The sequence below is a fragment of the Nigerium massiliense genome, from assembly GCF_000826085.1.
Classification (GTDB): Bacteria; Actinomycetota; Actinomycetes; order Propionibacteriales; family Propionibacteriaceae; genus Propioniciclava; species Propioniciclava massiliense.
Genome location: NZ_CCYM01000003.1, coordinates 1,380,101 through 1,394,740 on the forward strand (window position 1 = coordinate 1,380,101; position 14,640 = coordinate 1,394,740).

15 protein-coding genes and 1 pseudogene are annotated in these 14,640 nt (G+C 70.8%); 9 read left to right on the forward strand and 7 right to left on the reverse strand.

Translation table 11 applies throughout. The features are described 5' to 3' along the window. Positions 1-61: 61 nt before the first annotated feature. Positions 62-859 carry an HAD-IIA family hydrolase gene (locus BN1187_RS12855; RefSeq protein ID WP_040162326.1) on the reverse strand — a complete coding sequence of 266 codons (798 nt, stop codon included), beginning with the start codon at positions 857-859 and terminating at the stop codon, positions 62-64. A 224-nt stretch (positions 860-1,083) separates the two neighbouring features. Between BN1187_RS12855 and BN1187_RS12860 the strand changes: the two genes are divergently transcribed. Next, complete coding sequence (locus BN1187_RS12860) at positions 1,084-1,755, forward strand: YczE/YyaS/YitT family protein (protein WP_072042110.1); 672 nt, start codon at positions 1,084-1,086, stop codon at positions 1,753-1,755. 78 nt (positions 1,756-1,833) lie between these two features. On the opposite strand, the gene BN1187_RS14420 is transcribed toward BN1187_RS12860, so the two are convergent. Further along, entirely contained in the window at positions 1,834-2,190 is a 357-nt protein-coding gene (locus BN1187_RS14420) for a hypothetical protein (RefSeq protein WP_052462689.1), read from the reverse strand. Between BN1187_RS14420 and BN1187_RS12870 the strand changes: the two genes are divergently transcribed. From BN1187_RS12870 to BN1187_RS14950, 5 genes and pseudogenes are all read left to right on the forward strand, one after another. After that, entirely contained in the window at positions 2,177-2,959 is a 783-nt protein-coding gene (locus tag BN1187_RS12870; protein WP_052462690.1) for an LCP family protein, read from the forward strand. The two genes, BN1187_RS14420 and BN1187_RS12870, sit on opposite strands and share 14 nt — an antisense overlap. Positions 2,960-3,039: 80 nt before the next feature. Continuing rightward, on the forward strand, positions 3,040-4,038 hold the full coding sequence (gene dhaK, locus BN1187_RS12875) for a dihydroxyacetone kinase subunit DhaK (protein ID WP_040162332.1): 999 nt from the start codon (positions 3,040-3,042) through the stop codon (positions 4,036-4,038). Beyond that, positions 4,026-4,664, forward strand: coding sequence for a dihydroxyacetone kinase subunit DhaL (gene dhaL, locus BN1187_RS12880; RefSeq protein WP_040162334.1), 639 nt, complete (start codon positions 4,026-4,028; stop codon positions 4,662-4,664). Before dhaK ends, dhaL begins: the two co-directional genes overlap by 13 nt. Continuing rightward, positions 4,664-5,077 (forward strand): annotated as a pseudogene (gene dhaM, locus BN1187_RS14945) (dihydroxyacetone kinase phosphoryl donor subunit DhaM); the annotation flags it as partial. The gene dhaL and the pseudogene dhaM, both read left to right, overlap by 1 nt. 18 nt (positions 5,078-5,095) lie before the next feature. Further along, the gene (locus BN1187_RS14950; RefSeq protein ID WP_261795336.1) at positions 5,096-5,419 is read left to right on the forward strand and encodes an HPr family phosphocarrier protein; all 324 of its coding nucleotides are present in this window, start codon (positions 5,096-5,098) and stop codon (positions 5,417-5,419) included. 15 nt (positions 5,420-5,434) lie between these two features. On the opposite strand, the gene BN1187_RS12890 is transcribed toward BN1187_RS14950, so the two are convergent. The 5 genes from BN1187_RS12890 to BN1187_RS12910 form a co-directional block, all read right to left on the reverse strand. Continuing rightward, positions 5,435-6,367: an aldo/keto reductase gene (locus BN1187_RS12890; RefSeq protein ID WP_040162338.1), complete on the reverse strand. Its 933-nt coding sequence runs from the start codon at positions 6,365-6,367 to the stop codon at positions 5,435-5,437. Positions 6,368-6,430: 63 nt separating this feature from the next. Further along, entirely contained in the window at positions 6,431-7,252 is an 822-nt protein-coding gene (locus tag BN1187_RS12895; protein WP_052462691.1) for a MerR family transcriptional regulator, read from the reverse strand. 28 nt (positions 7,253-7,280) lie between these two features. Then, positions 7,281-8,198: a DUF2268 domain-containing putative Zn-dependent protease gene (locus tag BN1187_RS12900; RefSeq protein WP_040162341.1), complete on the reverse strand. Its 918-nt coding sequence runs from the start codon at positions 8,196-8,198 to the stop codon at positions 7,281-7,283. Positions 8,199-8,252: 54 nt separating this feature from the next. Next, the gene (locus BN1187_RS12905) at positions 8,253-9,185 is read right to left on the reverse strand and encodes a diacylglycerol/lipid kinase family protein (RefSeq protein ID WP_040162343.1); all 933 of its coding nucleotides are present in this window, start codon (positions 9,183-9,185) and stop codon (positions 8,253-8,255) included. A 37-nt stretch (positions 9,186-9,222) separates the two neighbouring features. Continuing rightward, positions 9,223-10,137: an AEC family transporter gene (locus BN1187_RS12910; RefSeq protein WP_040162345.1), complete on the reverse strand. Its 915-nt coding sequence runs from the start codon at positions 10,135-10,137 to the stop codon at positions 9,223-9,225. 228 nt (positions 10,138-10,365) lie between these two features. Here BN1187_RS12910 and BN1187_RS12915 point away from each other — a divergent pair, with 228 nt between their 5' ends. Genes BN1187_RS12915 through BN1187_RS12925 form a run of 3 tightly spaced genes read left to right on the forward strand, consistent with a single transcriptional unit; the run spans position 10,366 to position 14,614 of the window. Beyond that, positions 10,366-10,899 (forward strand): TetR/AcrR family transcriptional regulator, encoded by a 534-nt coding sequence (locus tag BN1187_RS12915; protein WP_052462692.1) that lies wholly within the window; start codon positions 10,366-10,368, stop codon positions 10,897-10,899. Beyond that, entirely contained in the window at positions 10,893-12,626 is a 1,734-nt protein-coding gene (locus BN1187_RS12920) for an ABC transporter ATP-binding protein (protein ID WP_040162348.1), read from the forward strand. The genes BN1187_RS12915 and BN1187_RS12920 overlap by 7 nt, the downstream gene beginning before the upstream one ends. Further along, entirely contained in the window at positions 12,623-14,614 is a 1,992-nt protein-coding gene (locus BN1187_RS12925) for an ABC transporter ATP-binding protein (protein WP_052462693.1), read from the forward strand. The genes BN1187_RS12920 and BN1187_RS12925 overlap by 4 nt, the downstream gene beginning before the upstream one ends. The last annotated feature ends 26 nt before the right edge of the window (positions 14,615-14,640 follow it).

The window sequence follows — 14,640 nt, forward strand, 5'->3', positions numbered from 1 at the left end:
GCTGGACGGGACGGTTCTCACTCACCCGGCAAGCCTACCGAGATCGGCCGCGCGGGCCGAACTAGCCCTCGTCGGTGCCCTTCAGGATGCGGACCAGATCGGCGACGCCGTCGAGCACGGTGTTGGGCCGGTACGGGAACTTTGTGATCGACTCCTTCGACGCGACCCCGGACATCACCAGGATCGTGTGCAGCCCTGCCTCCATGCCGGCGACCATGTCGGTGTCCATCCGGTCGCCGATCATGGCGGTCGACTCCGAGTGGGCCTCGATGCGGTTCATCGCCGAGCGGAACATCATCGGGTTGGGCTTGCCGACGATGTAGGGCTCGCGCCCGGTCGCGGCCGTCAGCATCGCCGCGACGGCGCCCGTGGCGGGGACGACGCCGTGCGTCCCGGGACCGTTGGCGTCCGGGTTCGTCGCGACGAACCGGGAGCCGGAGAGGATCAGCCGCGTCGCGATGGTCAACGACTCCCACGACAGCGTCAGCGACTCGCCCAGCACCACGAAGGCCGGGTCGATGTCGGTCATCACGAAGCCGGCCTCGTACAGCGCCATCGTCAGGCCGGCCTCGCCGATGACGAACGCGGTCTTCTCGCCGGGCTGGTTCTTCAGGAAGTCGGCCGTCGCCATCGCGGACGTCCAGATCCGCTCCTCCGGGACCGGGATGCCCGAGCGGTGCAACCGCGCGGCCAGGTCGCGGGCGGTGAACGTGGAGTTGTTGGTGAGCACCAGAAAGGGCGTGTCCGTGGTCAGCCAGTGCTCAATGAGTTCGGTCGCCCCCGGCAGCGGCGTTGACCCGTGGACGAGGACGCCGTCCATGTCGGTCAGCCAACTGTGAATCTCGCGCAGCTGATGCATCCGCGGCTCCGTCCGTCGCGCGCGGCCCGAGCGGGCCGCGTCCTTCGCCCTTGTCTATCGCGCTCCGGTGAACATTGCGAGACAAACGCGGGCACGCCGAGAGATTGTCACCGGGACGCCGCCGGCCGGGCGCCCGCCCCTCGTTGAAAAGTCAAGCAGTGGCGAGCTACTACTGTTCGCCGTGGGTCCGCGGCGGCCCGTCCACCGAGGAGGAGAGAGGTTCCGTGACGACGTCACACGACGAACACGCCCCCCGGGGCCACGTGCTCCTACGCTGGGCCGTCTTCTGCCTCGGGGTGTTCCTCATGTCGCTGGGCATCGCCGTGTCGATCCGCTCCAACCTCGGGACGTCCGCCATCTCGTCGGTGCCCACGGTGCTCGCCGCCGCGACCCCGGTCACGATGGGGCAGTACACGATCGCGATGAACCTGCTGTTCCTCGTGATCGAGGTGCTGCTGATGGGCCGCTCCTTCCCGCTCATCCAGCTCACCCAGATCCCGATCGCGGTGCTGTTCGGCACGCTGTGCGACGTCTCGCTGGGCCTCGTTCAGTGGATCTCCCCCGGCACCTACCTCGAGCAGTGGGCGTGGGCGCTCCTGGGGACGCTGCTCCTCGGGATCGGCGTCTACACCGAGATCACGCCGCGCGCCGGGCTCATGCCGGGCGAGGGCGTGGTGCTGGTGATCTCGCGCAAGGCGAAGATCCGGTTCGGCACCATGAAGCAGTTCTTCGACTGGGCGCTGGTGGCGATCTCCGTGGTGCTGTCGCTGCTGATGCTGGGACGCCTCGTGGGCGTCCGTGAGGGGACGGTCGCGGCGGCCTTCCTCGTCGGCGGCGTGGTCAAGCTGTGCCAACGGTTCGCCCGCTCGCTCCGGCGCCGCCTCGCCTCCGACTGACCGCACGGCCCTGCCCGGCGCACCGAGGACGCCCGCCCCGACCGGCGCGTCCCGGGCGGGCGCTGCGGAGGCAGGGTTCTAGGGTGCTGGGGTGAACTTCTCCCGACGCGCTGCCCTGCTAGCCACGCTCGGGTTGGCGGCGGCCGGTTGCACCAGCCGGGCGGCATCGACCCCCGGCGCACCGTCCCCGTCCCCCGCCGGCGCGGCCCCGTCGTCCTCCCCCGCGCAGGCGCCGAGCGCGTCGACCGCCCCGGCACCGGCCGACCCGCTGCCCGCCGGCGTGGTTAACGCGTTGATCTTCGGCACGGATTCGCGTACCCCCGGCGCGAACAGGTTCGACACGGTCGCGCGCAGGCCGTCGACACCGCCGCGGGCGAACGCCGAGTTGATCTTGCCGCTGCCCGCCGGCGTGGTTAACGCGTTGATCTTCGGCACGGATTCGCGTACCCCCGGCGCCTTCACCGGCAACGCGGACGCCCTGGTCCTGGCCCAGCTGTCGGCCGACCGCACGCGCGTCACGCTGGTCTCGATCACCCGGGACTCCTACGTGCCGATCGCCGGCGGCGGCCGCGGCAAGATCAACTCGGCGTTCGCCCGCGGCGGTGTCGACGGCCTGCGCGCGACCGTGTCGAACCTGTTCGGCGGCCTGCCGATCCAGATCACCGCGCAGACCGACTTCACCGACTTCGTCCTGATCACCCGCCTGCTGGACGGTTTCGCGGTCGCGAACAAGGTCACGTCCTCGGTGCGGAGCTCGGTCACCGGGGCGGTGACCCGCTTCCCGGCCGGACGCCTCGTGCTGCACGGCGCCGATTGGCTGATCTACGCCCGGCAGCGCAAGGGCCTGCCCCGCGGGGATCTCGACCGCTCGGAGCGGCACCGCGCCGTGCTGACCGGCATGCTCGACCAACTGCACGCGATCGCCGCCCAGGGCCCGGCGCGGTTCACCCAACTGGCCACCTCGCTGGGCCCGAAGGTGCGCCTCACCGGACCGGTCCAGCCCGCGGAACTCCCCCGCCTGGCCGGGCTGCTGAGGAACCTGGACGCCGGAGCGGTCACCTCGCTGATGGTCCCGGTGGCGCGGTACGCCACCGTCAAGGGCGCGTCGGTGAACATCCTCGACGACGCCCGAACGGCTGCGCTCGCGGCCGGGCTCCGTGCCGGGGACGTCAGCGGCTACCTCAGCAGGTACGGCCGCGGCTAGGACCTCCCGCCCGGGCGGGTCGCGGTGACGATTTGGTGGCGCGGGTCGCTAATGCGCGCCGCGGCGGGTTAACTGGGGCCATGAAGAAGCTCATCAACGACGCCGACACCGTCGTCGGCGATGCCCTGCGGGGAATCGAAGCCGCTCACTCGGACCGCGTCCGAGTCGATCACGAGCACCACCTGATCATCCGCGCGGACGCCCCCGTGAAGGGCAAGGTCGGCCTCGTGTCCGGCGGCGGCTCGGGGCACGAGCCGATGCATGGCGGGTTCGTCGGGCGCGGCATGTTGGACGCCGCCTGCGCCGGCGAGGTGTTCACCTCCCCCGTCCCCGAGCAGATGCAGGTCGCGACCGCCGCCGTCGACGGCGGGGCGGGCGTCCTGCACATCGTGAAGAACTACACCGGCGACGTCATGAACTTCGAGATGGCGGCCGAGATGGCCGCCGAGGAGGCGGACGTCCGGGTCGAATCCGTGGTCGTCGACGACGACGTCGCGGTGACCGACTCCCTCTACACGGCCGGACGCCGCGGCGTCGGCCTGACCGTCCTGCTGGAGAAGATCGTCGGCGCGGGCGCCGAGGAGGGTCGCGACCTCGACGCGATCGTCGAGCTGGCCAAGAAGGTCAACGGCCAGGGCCGCTCGCTGGGGCTGGCGCTGACGTCCTGCACGGTTCCGGCCGCGGGAAAGCCCACCTTCGACCTCGGCGAGGACGAGTTCGAGCTCGGCATCGGCATCCACGGAGAGCCGGGCCGCGAGCGCAAGAAGCTGGCGCCGGCGTCCGACATGGCGCAGATGCTGGTCGAGCCGATCCTGGCCGACCTCGAATTCGGCGGCGACGTCATCGCGATGATGAACGGCATGGGCGGCACCCCGCTGCTCGAGCTGTACCTGATGTACGGCGAGGTCACGAAGATCCTCGAGAAGGCCGGCGTGAAGGTCGCACGCAACCTGGTCGGCAACTACATCACCTCGCTGGAGATGGCCGGCTGCTCGCTGACCCTGCTGAAGGCGGACGACGAGCTCCTCAAACTCTGGGACGCTCCGGTGAACACCCCCGGCCTGAGGTGGGGGTGCTGATGACCGCGCTCACCGCCGACAAGGCCGCCGCCTGGATGGCCGACTTCGCGGCGTCCATCGCCGAGAACGCCGAGCTGCTGACCGATCTCGACCGCCAGATCGGCGACGCCGACCACGGCTCGAACATGAACCGCGGCATGAAGGCCGTCTGCGCCCTGGGCTCCGAATTCCCGGACGCTCCGGCGCTGCTGAAGAAGGTCGGCATGACCCTGGTGAACTCCGTGGGCGGCGCTTCCGGCCCGCTGTACGGGACGTTCTTCCTCCGCCTCGCCAAGGAGTTGCCGAGCAGCGGCGACGCGACCCCGGAGGTCTGGGGCAAGGCGCTCCGCGCAGGCCTGCAGGGCATCCTCGACCGCGGCAAGGCGAAGGTCGGGGACAAGACGATGGTGGACGCCCTGACCCCGGCCGTCGATGCGTACGACGAAGCCGTGACGGGCGGTGCGGAGTTCGGGCAGGCGCTGCAGGCAGCCGCCGCGGCGTGCGCCGAGGGCCGCGACTCGACGGTCGACCTGGTCGCCCACAAGGGCCGGGCGTCCTACCTCGGCGAGCGGAGCAAGGGCGTGCAGGATCCGGGGGCGACCAGCGTCACCCTGCTGCTCGAGAGCGCCGCGAGGACGCTCGCCTGATGGTCGGCTTCGTCGTCGTCTCGCACTCGCGAGCGCTCGCGCGCGCCGCCGTCGCTCTGGCCGAGGAGATGGTCCCCGCTGAGCGGCGCCCCCGCGTGGAGGTGGCCGCGGGTCTCGACGAGGACACCCTCGGCACGGATGCCGAGGCGATTTCCACCGCTCTCGAGTCCCTACTCGGCGGCGACGACCCCGCCGACGGGGTTCTGGTGGTGCTCGATCTCGGCAGCGCGATCCTCTCGGCCGAGATGGCGCTGGAGTTCGTCGACCCCGACGTCGCCGCGCGCGTGCGCCTCTCCCCGGCGCCGCTCGTCGAGGGGCTCATCGCGGCGTTCGTCACAGCCTCGACCGGGGCCGGCCTGGACGCCGTCGCCTCCGACGCCGAGGGCGGGCTCCGCGCGAAGCAGGAGCACCTGGGGGCGCAGGACGCGCCGGTGTCCGAGGAGCCGGACGGCGAGGCGTCCGAGGAGGGCGAACTCACCTGGAGCGCCACCCTGAGCAACCCACACGGCCTGCACGCACGGCCGGCGGCGGTTCTCGTGCAGGCGCTCAGCGACGCGGACGCCGACGTTCAACTCACCGATGTCACCAACGGCAACGGGCCGGTGCCGGCGGCCAACATGCTCATGCTGACCACCCTGGACGCGCGCAACGGCGACGAGCTGCGCGCCACGATCACCGGCCCGGACGCCGCCCAGGCGCGCGACGCGTTGCAGGCCTGGGCGGACGGCGGCTTCGGGGAGGCGCCGCAGGGGTGAGCCCGCGGCCGTCCGTCAGGCGAACGGCTGGGAGGCCCGGTCGAGGTCGGCGATGTCGCCGGCCGTGAGCGTCAGTTCGGACGACGCGACGAGCGGCGCGAGCTGCTCCGGCGTCCGCGCGGACGCGATCGGTGCCGTGACGCCCTTGGCGAGCAGCCAGGCCAAGGCGACCGTGGCTGGCTCGACGTCGTGGCGACCGGCGACCTCGGTCAGGGTGGTCACCAGGGCGAACGCGTCGTCGGTGGCGCTGGCCTCGAGGAAGGACGCCCGGGCGGTGCCCGCGATGTCCTCCTTGCTGCGGTACTTTCCGGTCAGCAGGCCGGACGCCAGCGAGAAGTAGCTGAACACCGCGAGGCCGTTCGCCTCGGCGATCGCCCGGTAGCCGCCCTCGAAGTCGGCGCGGTGCGCCAGCGAGTACTGCGGCTGGATCGCGACCGGGACGGCCACGCCCGCGGACGTCGCCGCGTCGATCCAGGCCTGCTCGCGCTCCGGGCTCAGGTTCGACAGCCCGATGTTGCGCACCAGGCCGTCCTTGACGAGGCCGCCGAACGTGGCCGCCAACTCGTCCGGCGACTGGGACTCGTCGTCGTAGTGGGCGTAGTAGAGGTCGACGTGGTCGGTGCCCAGGCGCTGCAGCGACTCCTGCAGGGCGGCGCGGACGTTGTCCGCGGCCAGGCCCTGGTGCTTCGGGTGCGAGCCGACCTTGGTCGCCAGGAAGACGTCGTCGCGGCGCCCCGTGCGCTGCAGCCACCTGCCGATCACGCTCTCCGACTCGCCGCCGGAGTTGCCTTCGGCCCACGCCGAGTAGACGTCGGCGGTGTCGATGTGCGTGCCTCCCGCGTCGACGAAGGCGTCCAACACCGCGAAGGACTGATCGTCATCGGTCGTCCAGCCGAAGGTGTTGCCGCCCAGGGCCAGGGGAAGTCCGTCGTGCAGCGTGTTCGTCATCGGTCGTGCTCCTTCACTCGTCCGTTCAGGGTTCCGGTAGCGACAGCGCTGGGCGCTCGCCCGCTATTCCCCGGCACCGCCCTCGGCGGCGGGTCGATCCGCGACACCGGCGCCGGTCCCCGACGGCAGGGCGACGTGGAGGCGCAACGCGGCGGCCGCGAGGCGGGCCGCCTCGACGCTGCCGAACGTCTCGTGGAAGTCGGGGTCGGTCTCGTACAGCGCGGCCATGCCGCGGACCATGGCCGCGGAGCGGTCGCGATCGCCGGCGTGCGTGGGCGTCCCCGGGATCTCCGCGAACCAGGACAGGTGGGTCGCCGCGTGATCCTGGGCTGCGGGCGAGTCCGGCGGCACTCCCGCGCCTTGGAGTTCTGCCCAGCGCCCAAGCAGCGTCTCGGCCCTCGCCTTCCATTCCCGTTGCTGCCCGGGGCCTTTGGCGTGCCACCAGCGATTGGACGCCTCGAAAGCTTCCCGTCCCCAACGGCGCACCACCTCCTGCTCGTACCGGTCGTTGAAACCCTCGAGCATGACGTCCATGCGCGGCTCGCGGCCCTCCCGGCGCCTCCGGACGGTGTGCTCCACCGCTCGGATGCGCCGGTCGAGGGCGTCACGTTCGGCGGCGAGAGACTCGAGGTGGGCGACGAGGGCCTCGATCTCCGCCTCCGTCGTCGTGTCGGCGGCCAGGATGTCCGCGATCAGCCGCAACCCCATGCCCGCCTCGCGCAGCAGCAGGATGCGCTGCAGCCTCGCCACCGCGGCCGATCCGTAGTAGCGATACCCGTTCGTCCCGATCCGGTCGGGTTCGAGCAGGCCGATCTGGTGGTAGTGCCGCAGCGTCCGCCCGCTGATCCCGGCGCGGTCGGCCAGCTCGCTCACGGTCCACTCCACGGCCGCTCCTTCGTTTCGTCGGACGTGCTCAGTCTGCCGAGCCGGGCACCAGGCCGAGCCGAGGCAGGGCGACGTCGAGGACGTCGGCCGCGGGAGCGTGGACGGCGGCGGCCGCGGTCGAGCCGGTCTCCTCCAGGTAGGCCCGGACGAGCCGCGCGCCCGCCGCGTACCCGGCGCCGGTGGGCAGCCCGACCGGCCGGCCACCGAACAGCCGCGCGCTGGCGTCCCCGAGCACCCAGGCGGTGAAGTCGGCCATGCCGGTGACGCCGAGCCCGGAGGCGACCTTGGCCAGCACCGCGTCGTCGGTCCGCGTGCGCTCGCTGACGAAGTGCGTGGCGCCGACCGGGCCGTACAGCTCGGAGGCGAAGGTGTCGGCGAGGCCCTCGGCCACGACGTGCTCGCCCACGGTCACCGTCGCGGGGTCCCAGATGACGCCGCCCGGCGAGTAACGCACGTTGTGGTGCAGCTCGTGGGCCACGAGCGCCTCCAGCCTGTCGAGCACCTGCGGGTGGGGCCAGATGGTGATGGCGATGAAGCCACTGATGCCCCCGAACGCGGAGAGCCCCTGGATCTCGGTCATGAAGTGGTCGCTCGTCGGGTCGCCGAGGAGCAACAGCAACCGCAGATCGGGCACGGCCAGGCCAGGCACGGCGGCGGTCAGCGCGGCGATGCTGTCGTCCAGCGCCTGCCGCGCCCGCTGCCAGACCCGGGCGCCCTCGAGCGCGTCGAGACCCACCCGCAGCCGCGCGTCGACGGCGTCCGTGCCCTCGAACGGGAAGCCGAAGCTCTGCCGGTGGACCTCGGCCAAGTCGACCCCGCCGGGGATGAAGTGGTACATGCCCGCCAGGGGCGCCCACAGTTCGCGCACCGCCTCGGCCCGGACGGACGGCGGCGCGTCCAGCACCTGTCGCATGGCCGCCGCGCTGTCGATGATCGAGATGGTCATGCCGGCGACGCTAGACGTTGACGTGACGGCAAGGTCAAGCGCCGGCATCCGACGCTATTCCGGATCGGCCGGCGGGATGCGCACCTCGAGGGCCTCCTGTTCCACCGTGCACACCAGCTGGCGGACGGCGCCGATGGTGTCCCCGTCGATCTGCGCCTCGATGGGCTTGCGGGCCCGGACGGTCACCTTCTTGCATTGCGTGCGCTTCAGTTCGCCGTGTCCACGGCGGCCACGGGTCAGGATGTTCAGCGCGACAGCACCCCAGCCCAGCGGCCCGCGGGGCGCGACGAACAGCACGTCGATGAGGCCGTCGTCGAGCAGCGCCTCGGGCATGATCATCACGCCGCCCTGGATCTGCCCGACATTGCCGATCAGCACGGTGCGGGCGTGCTGGCTGTTGTGCTGCGCGCCGTCGGCGTCCGCCCAGACGCGAAAGCCCTTGTTGAACAGGTTCTTCGCCCCGGCGACCACATAGGCGAGCCAGCCCACCTTGGCCTTCAGCGTGTCGTCGGCCGTGGCCATGATGTCGGCGTCCAGCCCGAGGCCGGCCATCACCAAGAACACCTCGGGGTCACGGTCGTCGGCGGTGATGTGGCCGACGTCGATCTTGCGGGTTCCCCCGCTGAACACGGTGTCCACGGCGTTCTCCAGGTCGAGCGGGGTGGCCAGCGCGCGGGCCAGCAGGTTGCCCGTCCCCATCGGCACCAGCCCCATGGGGACGCCGCTGCCCCTCAGCGCCTCGGCCACCGAGCGGATCGTCCCGTCGCCGCCCACCGCGATCACCAGTTCCGCGCCGTCCGCCAGAGCCTGCTCGGCCTGCCCGGTGCCGGGGTCCTCGATCGTCGTCTCGTGGAACACCGGTTCGGGCCAGCCGTAGTCGGACGCCGTCCGGCGCACCAGGTCGCGGGCCGCGTCTCCCCCATCGTCAAACTTCGAGGGGTTGATCACTGCGGCCCAGGGTCCGGGCGTGAGCGCGTCGTCGGTCATGGCGCGACAATAGCTTCCCCGCGCGGCACCCCAGCTCTCACGGCGACAGGACGAGGAAGATCGCCGGCATCGCCACCACCGCGACCAGTGTCGTCAAGGACGTCATGAACGCCGACACCTCGACGTCGAGGCCGGCCTCGCCCGTGAAACCCGTAACCATCGCCGCCATCGGCGCGAAGAACACCATGCACAGCACGACCTTCACCGGCGCATCCAGCGGCAGGGCGAACCACACCACGAGCGCGAACAGCAGCGCGAAGCCGTAGCGGTAGCCGAGGTAGCGGGCCGCCGTGGCGTACTTGGCCGGAGACAGCACGACCTCCAGCCCGATGCCGATCATGAGCATCGCCAGGAAGGTGTTGGCCCCGCCGACCGTGGACGTGAACGCGATCACCGGCGGCGGCAGCGCCACGTCCAGCAGCCGCAGGATCAGCAGCGCCAGGTACGTATCGAACACCGCCGAGCTGAACACCTGCCGGACGAACTTCGCGACCGTCACTCGCAGCTGCGGTCGCGCCCACATCAGCCCCCAGCCGTAGCCGATCCCCGCCGAGACCAGGGAGTTCCCCAGGTCGAACAGCGCGGTCAGCACGATGGCCTGGGGCCCAGCGAACGTCGCGACGTAGGGCATCGCGAACAGGCCGATGTTGTAGTTGGGCACGTTGATGACCCCGAACGCCTGGGCCGGACGCCCCCGGCGCCGCTCGAGCGCCCCCACCGCCACCTGCTGGCTCAGGACCGCCGCCGCTCCGATAACGCAGAGGAGCAGCAGCCCGGGGGTGAGGTGGAACTCGTTGAAGCTGGTGATCAGCGCGCACGGCAGCGTGATGCGCAGGACGACGCGGGAGATGGTCGGAAAGTCGTCGAGCGAAACCCAGCCCAGCCGCTTGATGCCGTACCCCATGCCGATGATCGCGATGAGCACCGCGGCCCGCACGAACACCTCGCCCATGTGATCCTCCCGAGCGCTCACCCTAACCATTGCCATCAGTGCAGTCGGACGCGTCCGCGGTGAACGTTCGCCCGCCGCGGCGTCCCGGAGCTTGTGAGTGAGCACTCACTCACTAGAATCGTCCGCGGCCTATCCTCCCGCCACCCCATCGGGCGGCTCAGCGCCGCCGACGAAAGACCGTTCGCCCCCACCACTCCTGGAGTCCCATGTCCCGCGCCGCCGGCCATCTTGGACGCCACCCGCCCCCTGCTGCTCGAGCACGGCCTGGCGACGTCGACCCGGCAGATCGCCGCCGCCTGCGGCATCGCCGAGGGCACGATCTTCCGGGTCTTCTCCTCCAAAGAGGAACTCATCGCCGAGGTCGTGGCCACCGAGGCGTCCGCGGCGCCCGTCGTCGGGCGTCTGCAGAAGCTGGATGGCACCGATCTCGCCGGCCTCGTCGAGGGCATCATCCGCGTGCTCACCGCGCGCTCGCGCGAGCTGCGCAGCCTGCTCGCCCTGCGCCACCACCCCTCCATCCGGGGCGAGGGCGGCTGCCGCCGCCCGCCGGCGCGCGAAACCCGCATCGCCGAGACCATCGAGGCCCTCCTCCTCCCCCACGCGGACGCCCTGAGCGTCCCGCCGCGCCAGGCCGCCCGGGCCATCGAGGCGTTGAGCATCGGCGCCTCGTTCCTCTCGGCGAGCACCGACACCACCGAACAGACCCCGGCCGACCTGGCCGCCATCCTGCTGACCGGCTTCTCGAAGGAAACCCCATGCTGATCAGGCTTCTCCGCCGCTTCCTGAGGCCGTACACCGGCCTCATCGCGATGGTCTGCGTCCTGCAACTCGTGCAGGTCGCCGCGTCGCTCTACCTCCCGTCGCTCAACGCGGCCATCATCGACCAGGGCGTCAGCCGCGGCGACACGGGCTACATCGGCCGCACCGGACTGCTGATGCTGGGCGTGACGCTGGTGCAGGTCGCCGGCCAGATCGGCGCCACCTACTTCGGCGCCAAGACCGCCATGTCGTTCGGGCGCGACGTCCGCGCCGCGATCTTCGACCGCACCCTCGACTTCTCCACCCGCGAGATGAACACGTTCGGCGCGCCGTCCCTGATCACCCGCACCACCAACGACGTCCAGCAGGTGCAACAGCTGGTGCTGATGAGCGCGATCATGATCGTCAGCGCGCCGATCATGATGGTCGGCGGCATCGTCATGGCGCTGCGCGAGGACGTCGGCCTGTCGTGGATCATCGCCGTCGCCGTCGCGTTGCTCGCCGGCATCGTGGGCGCGATCGTCGTGCAGGCGATGCCGCTGTTCAAGCAGATGCAGGTGCGTACCGACAACCTCAACCGCGTGCTCCGCGAACAGATCAGCGGCCTGCGCGTCATCCGGGCGTTCGTGCGCGAGCCCTACGAGAGCGAACGGTTCGCCAAGGCCAACGGCGAGCTCACCGACACGTCCCTGCGGGTCGGACGCCGCATGCTCACGATGATGCCGACGGTGATGTTCATCATGAACGCGTCCTCGATCGGCGTGATGTGGTTCGGCGGCCTCCGCATCGACGCGGGCCAGATGCAGGTGGGCCAGCTCACCGCGTTTCTGCAGTACCTCATGCAGATCCTGATGTCGGTGATGATGAGCACGATGATGCTGATGATGGCGCCCCGGGCCAGCGTCTGCGCGGGCCGCATCCAGGAGGTCCTCGGCACCGAGTCCACCGTCGTCCCCGCGGCCGATCCGGTCACGTCCCTCGATCACGCCGGTGCGATCGAGTTCGACCACGTCACGTTCCGCTACCCGGGCGCCGAGCACGCCGTCCTCGACGACGTCAGCTTCTCCGTCCGGGCCGGGCAGACCACGGCCATCGTGGGCTCCACCGGCGCCGGAAAGTCGACGATGGTGAACCTGATCCCGCGGCTGATGGACGTCACCGGCGGCCGCGTCCTGATCGACGGGGTGGATGTCCGCGAGCTCGATCCCGACCTGCTGTGGAGCCGCATCGGCCTCGTCCCGCAGAAGGCCTACCTGTTCACCGGAACGGTCGCCTCCAACCTCGAGATGGGACGCCCCGGCGCCACGAAGGAGGACATGTGGCACGCGCTGAAGGTGGCCCAGGCGGACGACTTCGTCGCCGCGATGCCCGAGAAGCTGGACGCCCCGATCGCCCAGGGCGGCACGAACGTCTCCGGCGGGCAGCGTCAGCGGCTGTCGATCGCCCGCGCCCTCATCAAGCGCCCGGACGTCTACGTCTTCGACGACTCGTTCTCGGCCCTCGACGTCGGCACCGACGCCCGCCTGCGGGCGGCTCTCTCCCCCGAGACCCAGGACGCCGCGGTCCTCATCGTCGCCCAGCGCGTCTCCACCATCCGCAACGCCGACCAGATCGTCGTCCTCGACCACGGCCGGGTCGACGGCATCGGCACCCATGACGAGCTCGTGGCGACCTGCCCCACGTACGCCGAGATCGTCGAGTCGCAGCACCAGATCGAGGAGGCGGCATGAGCACCCGTTCGGACAAGCCCACCCAGAGGGTCACCCAGGCCCCCGATCGACCGAAGCACGGCCCGGCCCGCACCGGCGGCGGCCCGATGCACGGGCGCGGCACCGGCGAGAAGGCGATCAACTTCCTGCCGTCGCTGCGCCGACTGCTCGGCATGCTGCGCCCCGAGCGCACGCTGATCATCGTGGTCGTCGCGCTGACGGTGATCAGCGTCGTGTTCAACGTGGTCGGCCCCGCCATCCTCGGCCAGGCGACCAACATCGTCTTCGCGGGCGTCCTCGGCCGCGCGCTGGGCGAGCGGTTCCCGGCCGGCACCAGCACGGAGCAGGCCGTCGCGGCGCTGCGGGCGGCCGGGCAGAACAACATCGCCGACATGGTCGCCACCATGAACGTCACGATCGGCCGGGGCATCGACATCGAGCACCTCGGCCAGGTCGTCGCGCTCGGCATCGGCCTGTTCGCCGTGGCCGGGGCGTTCATGTTCGCCCAGGGCTGGCTGCTCAACAACGTCGTCCAGCGCACGGTCTACCGCATGCGCCAACAGACCTCCGAGAAGCTGAACCGGCTGCCGCTGGCCTACTTCGACGGCCAGCCGCGCGGCGAGCTGCTCAGCCGCGTCACCAACGACATCGACAACATCGCCCAGTCGCTCCAGCAGACGCTGAGCCAGATGCTGCAGAACCTGATGACGGTGATCGGCGTGCTCATCATGATGTTCGTGGTCTCGCCGATGCTCGCCGTGATCGCGATCATCGCGGTGCCCGTGATGATGGGCGCCGCCGTCCTGATCGGCAAGCGCGCCCAGAGCAAGTTCGCGGGCATGTGGGCCGCGACGGGCGTGCTCAACGGCACCATCGAGGAGTCGTACACCGGCCACGCACTCGTCAAGGTGTTCGGACGCCAGCGCGAGGCCCGCGAGGCTTTCGCCCGGCAGAACGACGACCTCTTCGCCAATGCGTTCGCGGCGCAGTTCATCTCGGGCGTGATGATGCCGGTGATGTTCTTCATCGGGAACCTGAACTACGTCGCCATCGCGGTCGTCGGCGGCCTGCGCGTCGCCACGGGCCAGATGACGCTCGGCGCCGTCCAGGCATTCATCCAGTACTCGCGCATGTTCACCCAGCCGGTGACGCAGCTGGCGTCCATGTCGAACCTTCTGCAGTCGGGCGTCGCGTCCGCCGAGCGGGTCTTCCAGGTGCTGGACGCCGACGAGCAGTCCCCCGATGAGCAGGGCACCCTCGCGCCAGTCAAGGGCCGGGTCGCGTTCGAGCACGTCGACTTCAGCTACTCGCCCGACAAGCCGCTCATCGAGGACCTCTCCTTCGTGGCCGAGCCCGGCTCGACGGTCGCGATCGTCGGTCCGACCGGCGCGGGCAAGACCACGGTCGTCAATCTGTTCCTGCGGTTCTACGAGGTGCAGGGCGGTCGCATCACCCTAGACGGCACCGACATCACCGCGGTCCCCCGGCAGGCGCTGCGCGACGAGATCGGCATGGTGCTGCAGGACACCTGGCTGTTCCACGGCACGATCGCCGACAACATCGCCTACGGACGCCCCGGCGCTACCCACGATGAGGTCGTCGCCGCGGCCACCGCCGCCTACGTGGACCGGTTCGTGCACGCGTTGCCGGACGGCTACGACACGATGATCGACGAGGAGGGCTCGAACGTGTCGGCCGGAGAGAAGCAGCTGATCACGATCGCCCGAGCGTTCCTGTCGAACCCGTCCGTGCTGGTGCTGGACGAGGCGACGAGCTCCGTCGACACCCGCACCGAGCTGCTCGTGCAGCAGGCGATGGCCGCGCTGCGCGCCGATCGGACGAGCTTCGTCATCGCCCACCGGCTCTCCACGATCCGCGACGCGGACGTCATCCTCGTCATGGAGGACGGCCGCATCGTCGAGCAGGGCAGCCACGACGAGTTGGTCCGCGCCGGCGGCGCCTACCACGACCTCTACCAGGCGCAGTTCCAGGCGGCCGCCACCGCCTAGCCCGGGCAGCCGACGCCCCGGCCCGC

Coding starts and splice junctions, on each gene's coding strand:
- BN1187_RS12855 (WP_040162326.1), bottom strand. CDS start 859: ATGCATCAGCTGCGCGAGATTCACAGTTGGCTGACCGACATGGACGGC.
- dhaK (WP_040162332.1), top strand. CDS start 3,040: ATGAAGAAGCTCATCAACGACGCCGACACCGTCGTCGGCGATGCCCTG.
- BN1187_RS12890 (WP_040162338.1), bottom strand. CDS start 6,367: ATGACGAACACGCTGCACGACGGACTTCCCCTGGCCCTGGGCGGCAAC.
- BN1187_RS12900 (WP_040162341.1), bottom strand. CDS start 8,198: ATGACCATCTCGATCATCGACAGCGCGGCGGCCATGCGACAGGTGCTG.
- BN1187_RS12905 (WP_040162343.1), bottom strand. CDS start 9,185: ATGACCGACGACGCGCTCACGCCCGGACCCTGGGCCGCAGTGATCAAC.
- BN1187_RS12910 (WP_040162345.1), bottom strand. CDS start 10,137: ATGGGCGAGGTGTTCGTGCGGGCCGCGGTGCTCATCGCGATCATCGGC.
- BN1187_RS12920 (WP_040162348.1), top strand. CDS start 10,893: ATGCTGATCAGGCTTCTCCGCCGCTTCCTGAGGCCGTACACCGGCCTC.
- BN1187_RS12925 (WP_052462693.1), top strand. CDS start 12,623: ATGAGCACCCGTTCGGACAAGCCCACCCAGAGGGTCACCCAGGCCCCC.